The organism is Mesonia sp. K4-1, from assembly GCF_008017825.1.
In the GTDB taxonomy this organism is placed as follows: domain Bacteria; phylum Bacteroidota; class Bacteroidia; order Flavobacteriales; family Flavobacteriaceae; genus Mesonia.
The window spans coordinates 36,833-58,238 of record NZ_VRLS01000094.1 but is presented as its reverse complement, the minus strand read 5'-3'; the positions used below and the strand labels follow the sequence as shown (position 1 = coordinate 58,238).

Annotated in this window: 20 protein-coding genes; 18 read left to right on the top strand and 2 right to left on the bottom strand. The window is 35.0% G+C overall.

The genetic code is table 11. The annotated features are described in order from the left end of the window. Positions 1 to 30 precede the first annotated feature (30 nt). The 9 genes from FT986_RS15195 (at position 31) to FT986_RS15160 (ending at position 8,175) form a co-directional block, all read left to right on the top strand. The gene (locus tag FT986_RS15195; RefSeq protein ID WP_027126743.1) at positions 31 to 1,347 is read left to right on the top strand and encodes an APC family permease; all 1,317 of its coding nucleotides are present in this window, start codon (positions 31 to 33) and stop codon (positions 1,345 to 1,347) included. A 9-nt stretch (positions 1,348 to 1,356) separates the two neighbouring features. Further along, positions 1,357 to 1,533, top strand: a complete 177-nt coding sequence (locus FT986_RS16040; protein ID WP_164674149.1) for a hypothetical protein — start codon at positions 1,357 to 1,359, stop codon at positions 1,531 to 1,533. A 23-nt stretch (positions 1,534 to 1,556) separates the two neighbouring features. Further along, entirely contained in the window at positions 1,557 to 1,916 is a 360-nt protein-coding gene (locus tag FT986_RS15190; RefSeq protein ID WP_027126742.1) for an STAS/SEC14 domain-containing protein, read from the top strand. Positions 1,917 to 2,375: 459 nt separating this feature from the next. Further along, a complete protein-coding gene (locus FT986_RS15185) occupies positions 2,376 to 2,918 on the top strand; it encodes a hypothetical protein (RefSeq protein ID WP_027126741.1) in 543 nt (180 codons plus the stop codon). Positions 2,919 to 2,951: 33 nt separating this feature from the next. Continuing rightward, a complete protein-coding gene (locus tag FT986_RS15180; RefSeq protein ID WP_076547101.1) occupies positions 2,952 to 4,910 on the top strand; it encodes a heavy metal translocating P-type ATPase in 1,959 nt (652 codons plus the stop codon). A gap of 506 nt (positions 4,911 to 5,416) precedes the next feature. Beyond that, a complete protein-coding gene (locus tag FT986_RS15175) occupies positions 5,417 to 6,268 on the top strand; it encodes an RteC domain-containing protein (RefSeq protein WP_027126739.1) in 852 nt (283 codons plus the stop codon). Positions 6,269 to 6,544: 276 nt separating this feature from the next. Beyond that, positions 6,545 to 6,823: a helix-turn-helix domain-containing protein gene (locus FT986_RS15170; RefSeq protein ID WP_025743375.1), complete on the top strand. Its 279-nt coding sequence runs from the start codon at positions 6,545 to 6,547 to the stop codon at positions 6,821 to 6,823. 99 nt (positions 6,824 to 6,922) lie between these two features. Further along, complete coding sequence (locus FT986_RS15165; protein ID WP_231567362.1) at positions 6,923 to 7,516, top strand: hypothetical protein; 594 nt, start codon at positions 6,923 to 6,925, stop codon at positions 7,514 to 7,516. Then, positions 7,513 to 8,175: an ATPase gene (locus FT986_RS15160; RefSeq protein WP_110355858.1), complete on the top strand. Its 663-nt coding sequence runs from the start codon at positions 7,513 to 7,515 to the stop codon at positions 8,173 to 8,175. The genes FT986_RS15165 and FT986_RS15160 overlap by 4 nt, the downstream gene beginning before the upstream one ends. 2 nt (positions 8,176 to 8,177) lie before the next feature. On the opposite strand, the gene FT986_RS15155 is transcribed toward FT986_RS15160, so the two are convergent. Then, positions 8,178 to 8,603: a hypothetical protein gene (locus tag FT986_RS15155; protein ID WP_027126737.1), complete on the bottom strand. Its 426-nt coding sequence runs from the start codon at positions 8,601 to 8,603 to the stop codon at positions 8,178 to 8,180. Between the two features lie 235 nt (positions 8,604 to 8,838). Between FT986_RS15155 and FT986_RS15150 the strand changes: the two genes are divergently transcribed. From FT986_RS15150 to FT986_RS15140, 3 genes are read left to right on the top strand one after another with little or no spacing between them, the layout of a single operon-like run. After that, positions 8,839 to 10,953, top strand: a complete 2,115-nt coding sequence (locus tag FT986_RS15150) for an ATP-dependent endonuclease (RefSeq protein WP_027126736.1) — start codon at positions 8,839 to 8,841, stop codon at positions 10,951 to 10,953. Next, a complete protein-coding gene (locus tag FT986_RS15145) occupies positions 10,950 to 12,725 on the top strand; it encodes an ATP-dependent helicase (RefSeq protein WP_027126735.1) in 1,776 nt (591 codons plus the stop codon). Before FT986_RS15150 ends, FT986_RS15145 begins: the two co-directional genes overlap by 4 nt. A 60-nt stretch (positions 12,726 to 12,785) precedes the next feature. Beyond that, positions 12,786 to 14,495, top strand: coding sequence for a hypothetical protein (locus tag FT986_RS15140; RefSeq protein ID WP_027126734.1), 1,710 nt, complete (start codon positions 12,786 to 12,788; stop codon positions 14,493 to 14,495). A gap of 72 nt (positions 14,496 to 14,567) precedes the next feature. On the opposite strand, the gene FT986_RS15135 is transcribed toward FT986_RS15140, so the two are convergent. After that, positions 14,568 to 15,170, bottom strand: a complete 603-nt coding sequence (locus FT986_RS15135; RefSeq protein WP_231567375.1) for an N-acetylmuramoyl-L-alanine amidase — start codon at positions 15,168 to 15,170, stop codon at positions 14,568 to 14,570. Between the two features lie 229 nt (positions 15,171 to 15,399). Here FT986_RS15135 and FT986_RS15130 point away from each other — a divergent pair, with 229 nt between their 5' ends. The 6 genes from FT986_RS15130 to traM all read left to right on the top strand — a co-directional run bounded on the left by FT986_RS15130 (position 15,400) and on the right by traM (position 21,395). Beyond that, positions 15,400 to 15,687, top strand: a complete 288-nt coding sequence (locus tag FT986_RS15130; RefSeq protein WP_025743366.1) for a hypothetical protein — start codon at positions 15,400 to 15,402, stop codon at positions 15,685 to 15,687. Positions 15,688 to 15,957: 270 nt separating this feature from the next. Beyond that, a complete protein-coding gene (locus FT986_RS15120; protein ID WP_025743365.1) occupies positions 15,958 to 18,360 on the top strand; it encodes a TraG family conjugative transposon ATPase in 2,403 nt (800 codons plus the stop codon). A 35-nt stretch (positions 18,361 to 18,395) separates the two neighbouring features. Beyond that, positions 18,396 to 18,953 carry a conjugal transfer protein gene (locus FT986_RS15115; RefSeq protein ID WP_339917541.1) on the top strand — a complete coding sequence of 186 codons (558 nt, stop codon included), beginning with the start codon at positions 18,396 to 18,398 and terminating at the stop codon, positions 18,951 to 18,953. Continuing rightward, positions 18,953 to 19,792, top strand: coding sequence for a hypothetical protein (locus FT986_RS15110; RefSeq protein ID WP_034230060.1), 840 nt, complete (start codon positions 18,953 to 18,955; stop codon positions 19,790 to 19,792). The genes FT986_RS15115 and FT986_RS15110 overlap by 1 nt, the downstream gene beginning before the upstream one ends. 21 nt (positions 19,793 to 19,813) lie before the next feature. Then, complete coding sequence (locus tag FT986_RS15105) at positions 19,814 to 20,440, top strand: conjugal transfer protein TraK (RefSeq protein ID WP_025743362.1); 627 nt, start codon at positions 19,814 to 19,816, stop codon at positions 20,438 to 20,440. Continuing rightward, positions 20,421 to 21,395, top strand: a complete 975-nt coding sequence (gene traM, locus FT986_RS15100; RefSeq protein WP_025743361.1) for a conjugative transposon protein TraM — start codon at positions 20,421 to 20,423, stop codon at positions 21,393 to 21,395. Before FT986_RS15105 ends, traM begins: the two co-directional genes overlap by 20 nt. The last annotated feature ends 11 nt before the right edge of the window (positions 21,396 to 21,406 follow it).

Here is a 21,406-nt window from a genome sequence, read left to right as displayed (position 1 = left end):
GGTTTTTTCCACCCTCTTTAACTAAAAAATATGGCAGAACTAAAAAAATCTTTGGGTACGCTTCGACTTACCTTTTATGGCGTTGGCACGATTGTGGGTGCAGGAATCTATACCGTGATTGGTGCAGCTGCTGGACAAGCGGGCACAGACCTTTGGTTGAGTTTTATTTTTGCAGCAATTGCGGCTAGTGTCTCTGCAATGTCCTATGCAGAGTTGTCCTCTACCTATCCCAATGCTGGTGCGGAATTTATTTTTGTACGCAAGGCATTTCCAAAAATTGATATTCCGTCTTTTCTCACGGGTTGGACGATTGCGTTTCATAGTTCGGCCACCATTGCAGCCGTGTTACTTGCCTTTTCGGGGTATTTCAATACGTTTTTTAATATGCCCTCTCTTCTAATAAGTTATGGCATTTTATTGGTGTTGTCATTAATTAGTATTACAGGCATCACAAAATCGTCGACAGCAAATATTATTATGGTCAGCATTCAACTTTTGGGATTGTTATTATTGATAGTATTTGGACTTTTGGAAACTGGTCCACCCAAAGCAGAATTTTTTAAAATTGAATCGATTTCTGGAACTTTGGCGGCCACAGCTACACTGTTCTTTATCTATACTGGTTTTGAACATATGGCAGCTTTGGGTTCGGAAGTTAAGAACCCAGGGAAAACAATTCCCCGTGCATTTTTAATGACTATGGTAATAACTACAATAATTTATTTATTTATTGCTTTTACGGTTTTGAATATTGCAGACCCTTCCGCTTTGGCAAACGTGGATTCGCCACTTTCTCTTGCAGCTTCCAATCTCAACAATTGGTTGCCTGTGGTATTGGCTATCGCTGCACTTTTTGCTACGGCTAATGCTGCTTTTAGTGGTATCATATCCATAAGTAGGCTGCTTTTTGGAATGGCCAGTGTCGGAGAACTTCCAAAGTTTATGACCAAAACCAATGCACAGAAAGTACCGTGGGTTACTACTATTGTAGTTATGGCAGCAGTTGCGGGATTTTTATTGTTGGGCGATATTAAGATTGTAGCAGGTATGTCTTCTTTAGGCGCTTTACTTGTTTTTGTTGCCGTAAATGTCGCACTTATCGTGCTTCGGTTTAAAGCACCAGAGCAAGAACGACCATTTAAAGTTCCTTTGGCTATAGGACGAGTGCCGATTTTACCCATTTTGGCGATACTTATAAGTCTATCATTGATAATCCAATTTAATTGGCAGGTTTATTCAGCGTTCGTAGGTGCTGTTATCGTGGGTATTGTGCTTGATTATTTTTTGGACAAAAAGTCAAAAGATGAAATAGACCCTGAAAAAGAAAAGGAACTTTTTAACCATTAAAATGAAGCTATGGACTGGATGTTTGAAGATTTTAAAACTGACCTAGATACCTTAAATCCTATTGTACGAGAAAAAGCCCTGTCCATAGCAAAAGAACTAATTGAAAAAAAAGATATTTCAGCAAAAGAAGCTTTATCAGAAGGCATCATAAGGGCGGAAGAATGGTTTTACGATTTAGAAGGATAATTATTAATTAAAAACTATATAAAATGTTACAGATAATCGAATTAAAAGAAAAAAATATTGTTGCAACAAAAGCTTCGGGCAAATTGAGAAAAGAAGATATAGAAAAAATCCATCCACTTATCCACGCCATACTGGACAAAGGAATGAAAGTCCGGTGGTATTTTGAGATGGTCAACTTTACAGGTTGGGATTTACCTGGTTTATGGGAAGACCTAAAAATGGACACAGCCCACGCCACGGACTATGAAAAAATAGCAATGGTAGGAGATAAAAAATGGCAGAATTGGATAACCCAATTTATGAAGCCTTTTACCAATGCCGATATTAAGTATTTCAATATAGACCAAAAGGAAGATGCCAAAAATTGGATTGAGAGCCAGTAAGCTTACTTCCGTAAAAGACAGACGATGAATAAAAAAAGCATTCTTATTACCATTTTAATTGGGTTTGCCATAGGTGTTTTTATCCTTCAACCTTTTGGGATAACAATTTTCACGTTTAGCAGCCAGAATTACGAAATCAATTGATGGCAATATTTAATAAATAATTTCATTGAAATTTTAAATATCAATGGGAATCAAATTTTTGAGAACACTCTGTTTGGCTTATTAGGTGCAAGTGTTGCGCTAATTTATTATTTCGGTAAACGAGAAAAGGATATAGATAACAAGTAGCGGTAAATCGTTATAGGAATGAGCGAAATTTTTTATTTAAATAAGTTAAGTGAAAACTTAATTAATAGCAGGCAGCTTTTATGATGCTTTTTAAAGCAAAATGATTAATAGTATTAAAAGCAAAAGTAGAAGCTGCTTTTTTAAATTATACAAGTAAAGATGCGCATTATGAATATTAAACATTGTTTTTTAATAATCTTGTTGGTTAGTTATTATAAGGTAAATGCCCAAAAAGTTTATACAACTGAAGAAGGTCATATTATGATGATGACTTTGGTTGATGATAAACCCATCAAGGCAGAAAGCCATAAATTGGCACTATATCTTGATTATGATTCCAAAGTGGTCAATGGTGTACTCGACCTTAAGACTTTATCAACATATAGTCCTAAAATCAATGCCCTTTTAGAACAGCGGGAAGACCCTTTAATACTTCGGTTTACTGGCACTATTCCATCACAGGATTTTTTATCAAAACGGCACGACCCTATCAACTTTAATTGGCTGATAGATGTTACTTATCAAGGGAAATCCTTTAAATCACAATTTAAAGCAACCATTACCCATATAGAACAAGGAGTAAGTATGTCCTGCCTGATAAGTGCAACCGGACAATTATTGGTTTCAAATACTGGTTTGGATTCCTTAATAGAGGGTATCGATGATACCATAGAGGTGCAGTTTGCCCAATTGGTGTTGAGATTGGAATGACTGTGAATTTAAATAAAATTATAATTGATATAAATGAAAAAAAAGAAACTGAATTTAAGAGATTTAAATAAAACTTCATCCGATAATCACAAGCGCAATGATGGCCACAACCATAGCAGTCCGGAAAGTATAGGGAAATTTAAAATTTATGTACCAGCAATTTTCAGCTTTGTAATGCTGATTATTGGTATTGCGATGGATTATTTTGACGTAGCTTTTTTTAAAGATTGGATACGTATTGTCTGGTATGCAGTCGCATATCTTCCAGTAGGTTTTCCTGTGATAAAGGAAGGTTGGAACAGCATCAAAAATGGCGATTTCTTTACCGAGTTTTTATTGATGTCCATCGCAACCATAGGTGCATTCGCCATTGGCGAATATCCCGAAGGTGTGGCAGTAATGTTGTTTTATGCGGTAGGCGAATTGTTCCAAAGTGCCGCCGTTAAAAGAGCCAAGAGAAGCATCAAGGCATTACTAGATGTAAGACCTAATGAAGCCTTGGTCTATAGGAACAACAATTATGTTTCTGTAAATCCCGAAATCGTTGCTATTGGCGAAAAAGTGCAAGTCCGTGTGGGCGAAAAAATTCCTTTGGATGGTATTTTATTGTCCGAAAAAGGCTCGTTCAATACCGCAGCATTAACGGGCGAAAGCAAACCTGACACCATTGCAAAAGGAGAAAAAGTATTTGCAGGAAGCATCAACCTTGATGGCGTTATTGAAATCGAAACCACCAAGGAATTTAAAGACAGTTCCATTGCCCGAATCCTTGATATGGTCCAGAATGCCACGGCTCGTAAATCAAAAACCGAATTGTTCATTAGAAAATTTGCAAGAATCTATACACCTATTGTGGTATTCTTGGCGATTGGATTAACATTTTTGCCCTACTTTTTTGTGGATGATTATGTGTTTAACGATTGGTTATATAGAGCATTGATATTCTTGGTAATTTCCTGTCCGTGTGCCTTGGTTATCTCTATTCCGTTGGGTTATTTTGGTGGATTGGGAGCAGCTTCAAAAAATGGAATTCTCTTTAAGGGAGCATCTTTTTTAGATGAAATGACAAGGATAACCACAGTGGTAATGGACAAAACCGGAACCGTGACCAAAGGTGTTTTCAAAATCAAGGAAATAAAAACCATTGATTGGGATGAACCCGAATTTATGAAATACCTAATGGCAATGGAAGAACAATCCACCCATCCCATTGCCAAGGCCATAATGGAATATAAAGCCGATGGCGAAGATTTTCAGGCAAAAGAAGTAACCGAAGTCGCGGGTAAAGGATTAAAAGGCAAAGTAAATGGCAAAACGGTCTTGGTAGGCAACAAAGCATTGATGACTTCAAATAATATCGAAGTTCCATCTGAAACCGACAACATTGTAGAATCCATCGTAATGGTTTCCATTGATGGTAAATTCGCTGGCTATGTCATCATTGCAGACGAATTGAAAGAAGATGCCCACGAAGCCATCAAACAAATTAGAGAATCTGGAATTTCCAAAATCATAATGCTTTCCGGCGATAAGGATTCCATAACCCAACAAGTGGCAAAAGAAATGGGTATTGATACTGCAAAAGGCGGTTTGTTACCAGAAGATAAGCTCAACGAAGTTGAGCATTTGAAAAAACAATTTAATACTAAAGTAGCCTTTATAGGCGATGGCATCAACGATGCACCGGTTTTGGCAGCGAGCGATGTTGGCATTGCAATGGGTGGTTTGGGCAGCGATGTGGCGATAGAGACCGCAGATGTAATCATCCAAACAGACCAACCAAGTAAAATAGCTAGAGCCATAAAAATAGGACGTTCTACAAGACGCATCGTTTGGCAGAATATTGGGTTGGCCTTTGGTGTAAAAGCAGTGGTTTTGGTTTTGGGCGCAGGTGGTCTGGCAACGATGTGGGAAGCAGTTTTTGCCGATGTAGGCGTGGCCTTGTTAGCCATTCTGAATGCGGTTCGATTACAGAAGATGAATTGGAAATAGTATAAAAGAATGTCTCAAAAAAGAAGAAATAGAAGAAACAAAAAAAATCGGAAATCATCGAATACCGACATCACAAAAAGAGATAAGGTCAAAGGTATTCTTATGATAATCCTTATGGTAATAGCCGCATTTCTGCTTTATTTTTTTGTGCTAAAAGGAAATATTCATAAGCATTAATGAATTAAGATAATAAAATATTCCAAGTGGTTTGTGTGGCTACAAAAATTGAAGTGGAAATGATTGATATATAGTAAAAATGATATTCTATGTCGGAAAATAGACGGAATAGACGAAATAAAAAAAGCAATAAAGTACCCTCTGTAAAAAATAGTATTACCAAAAAAGATAAAATAATTTGGATTAGTATTCTAATCGTTGTTATTGTGTTAATCTTCTTTGTACTGTTCTTGCAATTCCTAAAGTACTTTATATCTATTTAATTAATTACAATTTTAAATGCAACGTTATTGCAGAAGATTAAGTGAAAATAATGATACCCAGAATGAATGACGACAAATTACGACGATATATTAAAAAAATTAGACAATAAATTAGATATTCTTGAAATAGAAGAACAAGATATTTTACTCAAAGCTGAAAAAGGGATTAAACTTGCAAAACAGACCCTTAAATCAGTTAGAAGTATCGTAGTTGATTATGAATTTGAAACCAAATTAGAGGAAATTCATTTCTTTAAATGTACTAAACCAAAAATTTATAGCAAACTTATTTATTACGTAAAATTATTTAACATTGAAAGTAAAAGACCCAGGGGAAGCAATAAATCGCAAGTAAAGTATTTGAACAATTATATTGAGAAACTTCAAACCTACTTTAACGACAATCTTGATTTTTACCATTATTACCGCAGGGAAGCTACTGTATTTGATGAGCAATATTTTTTAAGAGGCAAGGCAGATATTCGGTTGTTCCCAGACTCATTTCACTTTTTTGTTGATGAAGAATTTGCAACAAGCCACGATAGTACCGTGGCCTCAATTTTAGCCTACGACCTTTTGATTGTACACTTAAAACGGGAAATTGATAAATTGGAGAATAATGGAAATTATGCAAGTTTAAGATTGTTACAAAGTAAAACCAAAATTACCTGGACAGCCCACAAAATATATTTAATTGAACTGATATACGCTTTGCACAGTACAGATGTCATTAATAATGGTACTGTTGACATTAAAGATATTGCCTATTTTGTTGAAAAAACATTTAAAGTGGACTTGGGCGATTATTACAGAGCTTTTTTGGAAATACGGATGCGTAAAAATGGCAGAACCAAATTTTTGGATATTCTGAAAAAGCAGTTGACCAAACGGATGGATGATACTGATAACGTAAAATAAAACACCCAAGATGCTTCAACTTGGGTGTTTCTTGTTTTATGGAAAATCTCATTTTATTTGGTGGTTTTTAGATAGGGTATTTTTTCTGAAGAAGTACCAAAACCCTCTATTGTATTACATTGAAAATGAGAGAAGAAAAACACCCAAGTAGGCCTAACTTGTGAATAAAATCCAGCAAACTACCCCAATTTTGTAGAACGAAAGTCAAATCAGGTCAGGGGCTATCATTTTAGATGAAAGCAAAACGGTAGTCCCTTTCTTTTAATCCGTTCTATTATGCCCACAAGTATTATTACCACAGACGACCTTCGAGAATTCAAAATGGAACTGCTCGATGATATCAAGGAACTACTCAATAGCCAATCTGGTCATATTACCAAAAGGTGGCTAAAATCCCCTGAAGTAAAAAAGCTTTTGGGAATCTCTTCTGGCACGTTACAGAATTTAAGAATTAATGGCACATTGCCCTACACCAAAGTAGGGGGTGTACTCTATTACGATTACGAAGAAATAATTAGCGTAATGGAAAATAATAAAGTTCATAACAAATTCTAAATCGTTTTGGAGCAGGTCAATTACATTAAGCACCTAAACGCTGTATTCTTACAATTCTCAAAGGATAGCCGTTTAAATCCCACGCACATAAGTTTGTACGTGGCATTGTTTCAATTATGGAACAACTATCACTTTCCGACAGAATTCTATATCAATCGAGAAGAAGCGATGCGGTTTTCCAAGATTGGTTCAAAAACTACCTACCATCGCTGCATCAAAGAACTACATCATTGGAAATACCTATTATACGAACCCTCACATAATCCATTTAAAGGCAGCAGAATCAAGATGTTCAATTTTGGGACAAGTGATGGACAAGCTCTGTACCCAAACCCTACCAATATCGGGACAAGCAATGGACAAGCGGTGGTATCTATAAACAAACATATACAAACAGGAAAAAACAAAGCAAATGATACTAAACTTGACAAGCCAAAAAATGAAAATGAAGTCATTGATTTTTTTGAAAAGGAAAATTGGCCAGAATTGGAAGCCAAAAAATTTTACAACCACTACCAAGGCATCGGTTGGAAAGTAGGTGGAAAAACAAAAATTGTCGATTGGCACGCCACAGCTCGAAACTGGATGATAAAGGCCGAAGAGCTAAAAGAAGAAAAAACAATGGTTGCAGTTAGCCAAAATACGGACAACCTAAAGACAAGTTCCAACAAAAATTATAATGAACCATTATGAATCCCCACAAACCACATATCATTACCGAGGGTAGCGTTCAATACACCTTGGGAGAACTGAAAGACAATCAAATGCTTTATGATTTTGATAAAATGCTAATTTATCTCAATGCCAAAGGAAAACTACTTTTTGGCAAGAAATTCAAAATTTTTGAAGAAGACCGTGATATTATATTCAAGCTCTGTAATTATTTTATCAGGGATGAAGCTAATTGCAAAAAATTAGACATCGACCGCGATAAAGGGATTTTGCTTTCTGGTCCTGTTGGTTGTGGAAAAACCAGTTTAATGAAACTGTTACGCCATATTGTGCCACATCAGAAATCGTATGAGGTTATACCCACACGAAACATTGCCTTTGCCTTTAATAATATTGGGTACACCATCATTGAAAATTACGGCGACAAAAAGTTTTATTGTTTTGATGATTTGGGTGTAGAACCCACCGGAAGGCATTTTGGAAAAGATTGTAATGTAATGGGCGAAATCTTACTTTCACGTTATGATTTATTTTTAAGTCATAAAACTAAAACACACGCAACTACAAACCTCAATGCTAAAGAACTGGAGGAACGTTATGGGAATAGGGTACGTTCAAGGATGCGACAACTGTTCAATTTAATTGCCTTTGATAAAAGCAGTCGTGATAAAAGGGATTAAATCTAATTTTGGTTTTCTTCCTCTAAAAGAAGTAGTTCGTGTATCATATCGCTTTCATCCAAATATTGAGCCAACCATTCTTGTTGGGAAAGCCAATTGATATACTCTTTATCAGATTCCCAAATAGCTTCAACATATTCCCCTCTATATTTACCGAAACTAAATTTCGTTCCAGAATCTTGTCCCTCAACTTCAGTATCGAACAATTTGTAATAGGTTTCTAATAAACCTTCTTCTCTACACCTGTAATACAGCCATTGTTTTTTATAGCCTTTGTATTGCCTTCTTTTTTCAAGATATTTTACCATTTCAACATCAGATAAGGCCTTAAATGAATTTCGTTTGGTTTTTGGTTTAAACAACCATCCAAAAGTCATCCCCAAAGTATTTTGAAGTACGTTCAAAAAGAAAATTGCAATTGCTCTCATTTTATTTGCACTAGAGTTTATAACACTCTAATTAGGCTTAATTTACGAAAAAAAACCAAAATTTTGACTTCCAGAAGTAAAGATATATTCTTAATAAAATTTTAACAATTTGTAGGAAACCGTAAGAATTTAAAAAGACATTTCAGTATATTTATAGGCGATTACGCTTAAAATATTAATGTTTAAAAAGCTAATGGGAAATCATTGGCTTTTTTATTGTTTCAAAATAATTATTATGCATATAAGTTCACTATCCATTAGGAATTTTAGAAATTTCTATAAATCAAAATTCATTTTTAAAAAAGGTATAAATACTATTTTAGGAGAAAACGGTTCAGGTAAAACCAATCTCTTTTTTGCTTTACGAGTTTTAATTGATGATAAACTTCCAAGATATATAAGATTTAATGAGTCTGACTTTAACCGAGGTCTGGGTAAATGGGCTGGACATTGGATAATTTTATCGGTTACTTTTGACGAACTGGATGCGAGTGAAGAAGCACAGGTACTGGCAGTACAATCTTCGGGAGATATGGAAGGCAGCAAAAAGACTGGAAGTTACTCGGTGTACTTTAGACCAAAATATCAGTTTAGAAAAGAATTATATGATTATTCACAAACCGCAGGTAAAAGTGTAGCAGGGCTTCAGCTTTTTTTTGATAAACTTACGATTGATGATTATGAAACGTCTTACTTATGCAGAGGCTCTGGAGATTTTAGTGATGACACTACCTATAAAAAGTATGTTGGCGATTTTGATGCTGTTGAATTCCCAAACCCAGATGATAAAGAAGAATTGATTTTTGGAACGTTTCTGCCGAGGGAAATAAGTGTGCACAACGAGGTTTCTTGTACGTTCATTAAAGCACTTCGAGATGTCGAAAGCGACTTACGTTCCTATTCTACTAATCCATTGATTAATTTATTACGAGGAAAGGAAAAAACTATTGAAGTTTCAAAACAAACGGACATCATTGATAGCGTTAACAAACTTAACGACCAAATTAGTTCTCTCAAAGAAGTAAAGGATGTGAAAGATGGAATTGACAAAAGTATTAAGGAAGCTGTGGGTACTACTTACGGCCCTAATATAGATGTCAAATCAGAACTTCCAAATGATATGGAAAAACTACTGCAATCACTCAAACTATGGGTTGGCGACCCAGATGAAGAAGGTTATATGGGTAAAATATGGGAGTTGAGTTTGGGAGGTGCAAATATGATTTACCTATCACTAAAGCTATTGGAGTATGAAAAAATCAGAACGGATAGAATTGCAAATTTTCTTTTAATAGAAGAACCAGAAGCACATATTCATACGCATATTCAAAAAACCCTTTTTGATAATGTGCAAACCAATAAAACACAGGTTATTATTTCAACGCATTCTACTCACATTTCATCTGTAAGCCGAATAAGTTCAGTAAATATTTTAAGCCGAGGAAATATGCAGACTTTGGTATATCAACCATCTAACAATCTTGATGATGATTATATAACAAGAGCCGAAAGGTACTTGGACGCCATAAGAAGCAACTTGCTTTTCGCGAAAGGCGTTGTTTTGGTTGAAGGCGATGCAGAACAGATTCTCATTCCTCAAATGTTTAAAAAAGTCTTTGGAATTTCGCTCGATGAAATTGGGATAAGTCTCGTAAACATTGGAAGTACAGGTTTTAAAAATGTTGCAAGGCTTTTCCATAAGGATAGAATTCAGAAAAACTGTGCCATACTAACTGACTTGGATGCCAGTATTGTCAATTTACCTGCAAATGAAGTTGATGATTCTGCTTATGAAAAACATTGTAGGGCATCGCAAATTAGTGGAGCTGAAAGAAAAAAGGAATTGGATAAATTTTGTGACAAAAACGACTTCTTGATTCCTTTTTACTCTAAATACACCTTTGAAGTTGATTTCCTTTTGAATGGGAATAGCCACGAATACGTACAATCACTTCCTGAAATTTTCAAACAACAAGCAGCTATTGATTCTTCAAAGAAAAAGTTAGAAGAAAAATCAGTTTCGATTGCAGGTGTAGAAGTTTTACGATTGGCTGATAAAAAAGGCAAAGGTTGGCTGGCGTTGGTTGTTGCAGATAATTTAGTTTACAATACTTATATTCCTGAATATATTTTGAAAGCCGTTGCTTTTGCATCTTCGCATTTAAATAATGCCTCTAAAGCTAAAACCGCTAAATACAGGTTACGAAAAATTAGTCGTAGTAAAAATGATAGTTATTACGATGTAGCAACAAAAATTAGTTTTAAGGATAAAGAAGACCAACAGGTTATTGATGACTATATAGCCAACTTTCCTAATGACCAATTTACTAAATTTTTATCGTTTATATGATTTTAGATACTTTAAGCGACCAACAAAAAGATGCCGTTGTTAAAGATGGAAATGTACTTCTTACAGCTTGCCCAGGAAGTGGAAAAACACGAGTGATTATTCATAAACTCGCTTATGCTCTAAAAAATATTGATGTAAACAGTAAACAAAGGATTGTCGCTCTAACTTTTACCGTAAGGGCTTCCGAAGAAATATATCGCAGATTAAACGCAATGGGAATTAATAGTAATCGGGTTTGGTCTGGCACTTTGCATTCATTTTGTCTCGAATGGATTATAAAACCCTATTCCTGTTATTTACCTGAACTTGAAAACGGCTATTTAATTGCCGATGAAACTTATGCCTCGGATATCATAAGTGAACTTAAAGAAAAGCATAAGTTAAAACCTATTGACCCGATTAATTTCAGATTCAATAGGGACGGCACATTTGCCGAACCAAAAACAATTCAAAAAAGAGTCCTTAAGGATTATCACGAAAGGCTACAAACAGAGAAGTTAATTGATTTTGAGCTTCTACTATACTATTCATACAAACTCTTAACCAAGCATCCTAAAATAAAAAAAACGTTATCGAACATTTTTAGCCTTATATGTGTTGATGAATATCAAGACACGCAAGATTTGCTTTACGCAATTATTTCGTCGATTGTAACAACTGGGGAAGGTAGCTCAAATCTATTTTTAGTAGGAGATACAGACCAAGCAATTTATGCATCTTTGGGTGGCATTGCCAAAAGTTTGGAAGAAATACAGGAAGAGTTAAACACTTTACCTATTGAGCAACTTACGCTTTCTGGAAATTATAGGTCCACACAAAGAATTATCGACTTTTACTCTATATTCCAGACAAACCCAATTAAAATTGAAGCTATTGGTACTAATAAAGACGTTGATAGTATAATAACGTACAATAACACCATTGACAAAGGATATTTAGTAGATGAAATTGGACGACTTATAGAGCATAGTTTAGATAATGGAATTCCAGAAGATGAAATATGCGTATTGGTTCCGCAATGGTGGTTAATAACTACTATCACAAAACAGTTGAGAGCTAAACTACCAGATGTAAATTTTGATGCTTCAGGTTTAGCACCAATGTCAAAAAATCGAAATAACATTTGGTATAAGTTATCGAGGTTGTTCTTAACGCAGCCACAACCAAAAATATATTCATTGCGATACAAATGGTGTTCTGAAGTAATTGAAAACTTTAAAGAACATACCAATACTGAATTCAGCGAACAATATCAAACAGAGCGAAATGTATTGAAATTGATTAACTCGATAACATCCAATGAAACTGAAGGTATCGATTATCTTAATGATTGTTTTGACCAGTTTTTAGAGGCTGTTGGGATTGACCAAACTATTTACGCACAACTTCTTATAAATAGGAAGACCTTTTTCGATGTAATAAAGAGCCGTCTTGAAGACCCAACGTTTCAAGTTCCAAGTGACATAGCATCATTTATGAGTTTTTATAGAGAAATGTCAGGCGTCGTCATCAATACTTGCGTTGGTGTTAAAGGAGAAGAATTTGAAACCGTTATTGCTTATGGTTTGCTAAATGGGTATATCCCACATTGGAATGACATTTTTACTGGAGACCCTGTTGCCGCTTCAAAAAAACTACTTTATGTTATCTGTTCAAGAGCCAAAACCAATTTACACTTGATATCAGAAACTGGCAGACAAACCAAAAAAGGAAACCCGTTAGAGATTACCCCAGAATTGCAAAATCTTAATTTTGAATTTGATGAAATATAAAAAATGTTGTAATCCATTTGTAACGATTTGAAAAATTAAGGATAGTGTTTTTAGGATAAAATGAAGAAAATAGATTTAGAGAAAAAATCATTAGAAATTCAAAAAATAATCTCTCGTTATACAAAAGAGAGCTTTGTATGTTTTTTTGCTGATTTTATTAGACACCATCCAGAAAGAAGCAATATTGGATTTTCAAAAAAATTCAAGTCAAAATTAAAAGATTCTTTATATCTGATAATGTTAAGACTCTCTACACCATTGGCAGGCAAGGAAGAACTTCATTATTCAGAAAAAAATGATTTAGTACTTCAGCAAGTTGCTGACATTCTTTTAGAGATAGTTAGTTTCTATTTATCAGAAAATTATGAGGGAAATGAATTTGATGAGATTTCTGATAAAAGACAAAAATTACTTGTTCACGAATTAGCATTCAAAAATTACTTTCAAAACGGAATATTAAATTATAGAGAACAAGAGGTAAATAAGGTTATTAGGATGTTTAAACCTTATCAAGATAAAATACAGGAAAGATTAGAAATCGATTTAAAAACCTTAATTAATTTATGCAATCATTCTGAATTAATTTATCGTGCAAAGTCAATAAATTCAAAGTCATTTATTTTAGACAAAGGCTTTGACAAACTGGCTCGACAATCTGCAAATGGATTATTAGCAGAGAATGAGTTTACAGATAAGCTGTTAGAACTTTCGAATGAGACCCAAGAAAGTTTTTTGAATTTTTTTGAGAAACCCCACCAATGTTTACTTTTTGCCAAACAAGATTTTCACCTCTCTTTTGAAGAAAAACATATTGATATTTTCTGTGGCTTATTTTCAATTGATATTAAAGATAATCATAGTAATTTATTTTATTCCCAACAAAATCCTTTAGAAAATAAACCGATTATAAGAATTAGTGATAATCAGTATTTAAACGTATATCAAAAACAATTGCCTTCAGCTCTATATGATTTACTTTATACCACGCTTACTCAAACAAAAAAGGAAAAAGAACAAGTAAATTTCCGTAGAGGAAAAGTTGTTTTGGAAAGCCATACTTTGGATATATTTAAAAAATTCTTCAAAAAATCAAAAAGGATTAAAATTTTCACCAACTATTACATAAACAACGAGCCAGAAGAAAAAGATATATTAATCCTTGTGGATAATAACGCCTATATCATTGAATGTAAGGCTTCAAGATATAGAGAACCACGAAGGGTTACGGAACAAGCATACCAAAGAATTAAATCTGACTTTAACGACTGTATTCAAAAAGGTTATGACCAATGCTATCAGGTTGAACAGGAATTGTTAAACAATGAAAAGGTTATTGTTAGCTTGAAAAATAAATCGGAGGTAATTATCACGAATGAAATTCACGAGATTTTTTGCATTGTAGTTACTTCAGAAAGATTTGCTTCCATACAAACCGATTTAGGATTAATGCTTAAAAGGAAAAATAATGAAGACCCTTACCCTTGGTCAATATATGTCGATGATTTAGAAACTTTTTTGAAAGTGCTTTACAATAGTTTCAGTAATCCATCCAGAAAGATTTTTAACTTTTTGGAGCATAGAGAATTACTACACGGAAGATTAATAACCAATGATGAATTGGATGTATGTGCTATGTTCCTAAAAGACCCAAAGAACTTCAAAGAAATATGTGAAAGTGAATATGTTGTTTTTACTGACCCAACCCTACAAAATTATTTTGACAAGTTATATTTTGACAAAAAACTAAAATTTAGGATTGAGGATTTTTAGTTTTAATTATCTCTTTGAAGATAGTTATAATAATCTTTCTAATGCTTTTTACAATTTCCATAAATATTTCCTTCATAACCCAACATTTAAATAGTTATACAATCCCATTAAAATGGCCAATGCCATTGCTCTTATATTTTTGGGCTTTAAAAAATAATCTGCTTCATCGGTGCTCGAAATAAAGCCCATTTCGATGAGTATAGCAGGGCGAATTTCGATATTTTCACGTAGCACTTGAAAATTTGCGAATCGAACTGCTCGTTTTTTAAAGTCCAATTTCAGAGTGCTTTCTTCCAAAATGGACAATCCCATTCCGATAGATTTCTTTATAAGTACTTCTTCATCGTTGGTATTATGCACGTAAATGTCCATTCCTTTTGCCGATGTGTTAGAGGCATTGCAATGTAACGATACAAACACATCAGCCTTTAAGCTTTCAGCTAATCGACTTCTATCGGATAAAGAAATTAAAGTGTCCATATATCTGGTCGAATACATATCAAACTCGTTATTTAAGAGGGTTTCATTTAGCCTTATAATCTCTTTGGCAATACTTAACGATACATCCTTTTCTTGAATACTATTTGTACCGATTGCACCAGTATCTTTTCCACCGTGTCCAGGGTCGATGATAATGACTTTTTGTTGACCGAAAATCACACAGAATTGTAGCATCAAAATCACAAAACTGACGTTTTTGGGCGTTACCCACTTCCAAAATTTTAGAGTTATCAACATCGCACTTTTCAATTTTCATAAAATTTGATACCAATTCGCATCAAATAAAAACAATTGACATCAAAACTTATTTTATTCACAATTTACTGATTATCAGTTCTTTGTATTGCAATATACACTATTTTTCAAATATCAAAATTGACGTAAAATCTAAATCACTTTGATTATGAAAAAATCACATTATGTAACCATCTTATCATTACTTATTTCAAGTACAACTTTTGCACAAATTGGAGGTATCGAAGATTCCGTAAACGATGTTTCTGATACTATCCGAACCATTTTCCCCATTATTTTGGGCGTTATCTTTTTAATTGGATTCCTATTTAATGCTGGACATTTCTTTGGCGAAAATGCCGATTTAAAAAAAGGGATTACCCGCGTACTGGTCTTTGTATTGATTGCGGGAGCAGTCGTGGGCATCTTTACGTACCTCATTAGCATCGTAGTGTAATGAAACGATTCGAGGTCTATAAAAACATACGCAAGCGAGCCGTGATTATGGGTCTGCCCATATCATTGTTCGCTTTAATGATGACCGTTGTTATCGGTTCATTGCTGTTCATCATCTTTTCGTTCAGCTTTACTGTTATCATTTCAGTATTTCTATTGAACGGTGCACTGTATATCGTATTGACTCACATTACCAAAAACCCTGCATTGATGCACATCAAAAAGGTATTCCCACAAACAATTAGTAACAAAAAAGGAAGTCGTCTGTACTATGAAGAAAATTAACCTATCGGCATATCATCCTATTTTGGATATTCAAGACCATATCGTGTTCGCTAATAACGGCAATGTGGTATTGGGCTATCAAGTGGACAATCCTGAAATCTATTCCCTCGCGGAAAAAGATTTTGAGGATATTCACGGTTCGTGGTTTCAAGCGTTTAAATCATTGCCTATTGCCACGGTTATCCACAAACAGGACATCTATCAGAAAGCTGAATATTTGGCGGAAGAACTTCCGAACAAAAGCTTTTTGCAACGTGCCACACACGATTATTTTAAAGGTCGGGAATTCATTAAACATTCTTCTTACCTATTCTTTATACTTCCGCACAACAAAGCTTTGAACGCACCGAAGTTTACCAACCCATTCCGCAAGGTCGAAAAGGGTATTCATAAGCAAATGGACCATAACGTTCAGGAATTTATTGCTTCTGTTAACGATGCCGTTTCCTTTGTAAATAACAGCCGGAAAGTGTCATTGATACCTTTGGGTATCGATAAAGTCTTGTCATTGACCAATGCTTATTTTAATGGATTCAACGAAGGATTTGATACCGACATTCTATTGAAAAAAGCGAATATTGAAATTGGCGACCATCATTTTGATGTGCTGGCCATCAATAGCGAATTGTGTTATGGCGATGTGGTTCAGAGTAGCAAGACCAATGATAAATTTACTTCGGACGACTTTGTATTCCACCAAGGATTTATTGACGGATTAGGGTTGAATCTCAATGAAAATCATATTGTCAACCAAATCATTTATTTGGATGATAAGCACAAATGGCGAAAGCTGTTGGACAAGAAAATTGAAGAACTCAAAAAGAGTTCCAATTTTGGAACACAGAACAAAGTCATCTTAAAGAAGATTGAAGACATTGTTACCAAAATCAATGAGGACGATAGTTCAAGAATTATTAGGGGTCATCTAAATATTATATTCTGGGATAAAGATGAAGCACAATTAGAAAGAATTGCTTCCAAAATAAAAACCGAATTCAAAGAATTGGATATAGTGCCTTATTATCCAAAAGGCGAAGAACGCAAGCAATATTTCTTAAACTCATATTGCTGTTTTACTTCCAATTTTTCTAATGAGGATTTATACGTAACCGATTTAAAACACGCTCTTTGCCTGTACATTAACAATACCAACTATCAGTCAGATGCCACAGGTGTCATCTTTAATGACAGACAACATAACATTCCTGTACTTAAAGATGTCTGGGATGAAAAGAAGAAACGCATCAAGGCAAGGAACTTTGCCATTTTCGCACCTACTGGAGAGGGAAAATCTTTTTTGGCAAACAATATTCTACGCCAATATTTTGAACAAAATGTTCGATTGGTCATTATTGATTTAGGTGGTTCATATTCAAAATTTGCCAAGCTCTATCCAGACGACCATATCATCCTTCGCTATGAACAGGGAAAAAATTTGGGTATCAATCCATTCTATATCTCTGATGTCAATGATTTGACACCAGAGCGATTGGAAGATTTGGCAATCTTCCTTTTAGAGCTCTTGGCTTCGGGCAAAGCAACGACTAAAGCTGAAGAAGTGGCGGTCAAAAAAGTACTTCGGTACTACTATCTACAAAATGTGGGTGGTACACATTCTTTGGAAAATTTATACCAGTTCGTTGATACAAAAAAAGACACCTTTTTAGAAGAACTACATATTCAAGAGCAACATTTCAACATCTACGATTTTCTGCACATTCTCTCTGAATATGTGGATGATGGCTTGTACAGCTTCCTGTTCAATGTAAGTGAAGACCAGACCTATAAAATTGAGGATAAAAGACTGATTGTTTTTGAACTTGATGAAGTAAAGGACAATAAGGAAATCCTTTCCGTAATGTTGAAGCTGATTAAATCTGCCATTCAAAGAACCATTTGGAGAAATAAAGCCGAGAGGGGAATCATCCTATTCGACGAGTTTGCCAAACAGCTCAAATTTGGAAATGTACTCGAAAGTGTAGAATTCTATTATCAAGCCATTAGAAAACAAAATGGAGCGATTGGGATTATACTGCAATCCATTAACCAATTGCCCAACAATTCCACATCGGCGAGTATTCTTGAAAACACCCAAGTAATTTACAGCCTTCGTAATGAAAAAGGCTATGCCGAATTAAAAAACAGGCTCAACCTTACCAGTCACGATTTAAACCAGTTAAAATCCATTCGTAACAACCTTACAGGAACACGAAAATATACCGAAATGTTCATCAAAATCGGAAAGGAAAGCAACATTTTCCGATTGGAAGTACCGCCCGAAGTCTTTGCTGCTTACCTCACGGATGGCAAAGAAAACGAAGACATTATGAAACATTTTGAAGAACACCAAAATATGGAGAAAGCCATTAAAATATTTATTAATTCTTAAAAATAAAAATTATGAGACACACTATCAGAAATCTAATGTTATCCGCACTATTTGTAGTGCTAATTGGAAGTAAGGCTTCGGCCCAGGGGATGCCTGTGTATGACAACACAAACTTTATCTCTTTTGTAAAATCATTATTGGAATCAGGTAAACAAACCGCCAATTTAATGAAGACGGTAAAATTCCTTAAAACCCAAAAAGAGAATATCGATAAGGTAAACAATGTCATCAAACAACTTCAAGCAGTCAGGGAACTGGCAAGAAACAACCAACGATTGTTTGATGTTGTACAGGATGATTTGAGGGAAATCCTCAATTCCCCTTTTATTAAACCAAATGAAGTTACACGCATTTCAGATTCCTTTGATGCCATCCTTCAGAACTCTATGGCTGGTATGGAATATATCGACCAAATATTGTCCAGCGACAATCTGAAAATGACCGATGCCGAACGTGCCGAAGTCCTTAAAGAAAAAGAGCTGGAATCCAAGGAAATGGTAGCGGAAATTGAGGCAAAAACCAGACGCTATCGAGAGATTATTCAATTTCGAGAAATGCAGTACAAAATCAATAACCGAGAAACCGATTACTAATGTCAGGTATTTTTTTAGGCATAGGGTTAGAGTTTGTGGACACTATTTTTCAAACGATAAAAAATAGTGATTTCTCACAATACACTATTGTAGGAATGAAGACACTCGCCCTCTTGTTTTTTCTCATCAACATCCTAAAAAAGTACAATGAAGGTGTAGCCAATAATGAGGGTTATACGTGGGGATTGACCCCTGCGGAACTGGCCAAAAACTTTGCAATAGTGATTTTAGTCATTTTTTCCACACAGGTATTAAGTGTTTTCGACACCATTTTGGTGGCCATTGAAAACCAATATCGGGACACGGCACCCGCACTTCTTCCTTTACAGATGCAAGATATTGACATCGAACAGGATGTAAGTGCTTGGGATGCCACCAAAAAAGCAATGGCAATGCTTTATGAAGCATTAGTAACACCTTTATACGGCTTAAAAATACTATCCTTTATTGCCGGAATATTTCTCTGGCTATTGGATTTGTTTATTTACCCCTTATTCCTTGCAGAACGATTCTTTTTGCTGGGCATAATGCAAGCCTTTTTCCCTTTGGTCATCAGCTTGGCGGTTTTTGAAAAGTTCAGGTCGTTGGCATACAACTTTTTTAAGCTTTACGCTGGCGTATATATGTTAGTTCCTGCCTTCTTTCTGGTCAATGTTTTCGTGAATAATCTTTATACCGAAATCAATACAAATTTCTGGAGCGACTTATTTGGTACGGATTGGGGGAGTAATTTTTTCGCACCGCTTTTACAGTTAGGGTCTATCGGATTTATTGTATTGCTGAAATTCAAATTATATAAACGAGCGACCTCGTTCACTTTTAAACTCTTTACAGGCTGATAAAGCAATAATAATTTACAGATGAAAACACCATATAAGAATATTTACAACATCTTAAAGCTCAATCGCTTTATAGTATTGACCGTCGTTATTGGAGCTGTGCTCACGTGCGTCATTTCCGTTTTGATGGTCATAAAGCTGCATAAAGAAACAGTTAATAATGCTTTTGTAGTCAATTCGGACGGAAGTGTTATTCCCTTGAAACTGGTATCTCAACAAGAAAATTTAAAAGTAGAAGTCTTGGCACAATTGGAGTTGTTTCACACTTATTTCTATAACATTGATGCCAGCAATTACGAAAAGAACTTGGAGAAAGCCCTTTGGTTGGGTAATAGTTCTGTAGATGCTCTGTACCGACAGAAAAAAGCCGATGGAGTTTATAACCGTTTGTTGCAATACTCGTTGGTTCAAAAAGTATTGAATATCGAATCCAAAGTTGATATTCAAAACGAACCCTACAAGTTTGAAACGAAAACCATTTTTGAAATCAATAGAGGTACTATCACAGATACTTATGAGTTGACCACTATTGGAAATTTGATTCACGTAGATAGAAACTTTCCAAACAATACCCACGGACTGCTAATTACCAACTTTTTTGAAAGCACATTACGAAAATTAGAAAATTATGAAAGTAGAAAAAAATAAAATAGTCTTTGCCATCGTGTTGGTATGCATCCTGCTTTTTATAGGTGGCTATGCAATGCTTATATTGGGCGAGGACGAAGAACCGACCATTGAGAACAACCAGATTCCTGTACCGGAACTGGAAGACGACCAAAAGGAATACGATTCCAAATTGGATGCCCTAAACGACTTAAAGGAAGTTAGGGAAACCAACGCACCCAGCATTTATGATGAACGGCTGTTGGATTCCACAGGCGTATATGACCCTGATTTATTGGACAAGAAAAAAATGCAGATGGTAGATAGCATTTACCAACAAGGGCAGATTCGATATTCAGATAGAACGTTTGAAAATATTAATCCAAGATACTATCCACCAAAACCACCTGTTAAGAAGGAAAAAGACACAACGGATGCTATTGAAGAGCAAGAAACGAACGTGGAAGCCAAAGAACGTGCTTTGGAGCATCAACTCTTTTTTGCTTCGCATCCTATTGAAAATGAGGATTTGAATTCAAAAAATACCGATGATTTCATTTATGTACGAGTAGATGGCACACAAACAGTTAAAACCAATTATCGCTTACAAATGCGGTTGATAAAAGATGCTACCATTTATGGACAACGCTATTCCAAGAATACGCCTATTTATGGATTTGTCAATTTTAAACCCAATCGCACCATCATAGACATTGAGAATATCAATCATCAACCAGTAAAATTGAAAGCCTATGATTTTCAGGATGGTAGCGAAGGCATTTATGTTGAAAACAGTTTTAGAGCAGAAGTTACCAATGAAATTGTTGGCGATATGGTGGACGACATTAATATTACTGGTGTTCCGCAAGTAAGCGGTTTCAAGAAAATATTCCAACGTAACCATAAAAACGTAAAGGTTACGATAACCGATAATTACAAACTCATTTTAAGACTTCCTAAAACAAAATATCAAGGAAAGCCCATAATGGGCAATTAATAAACTCACTC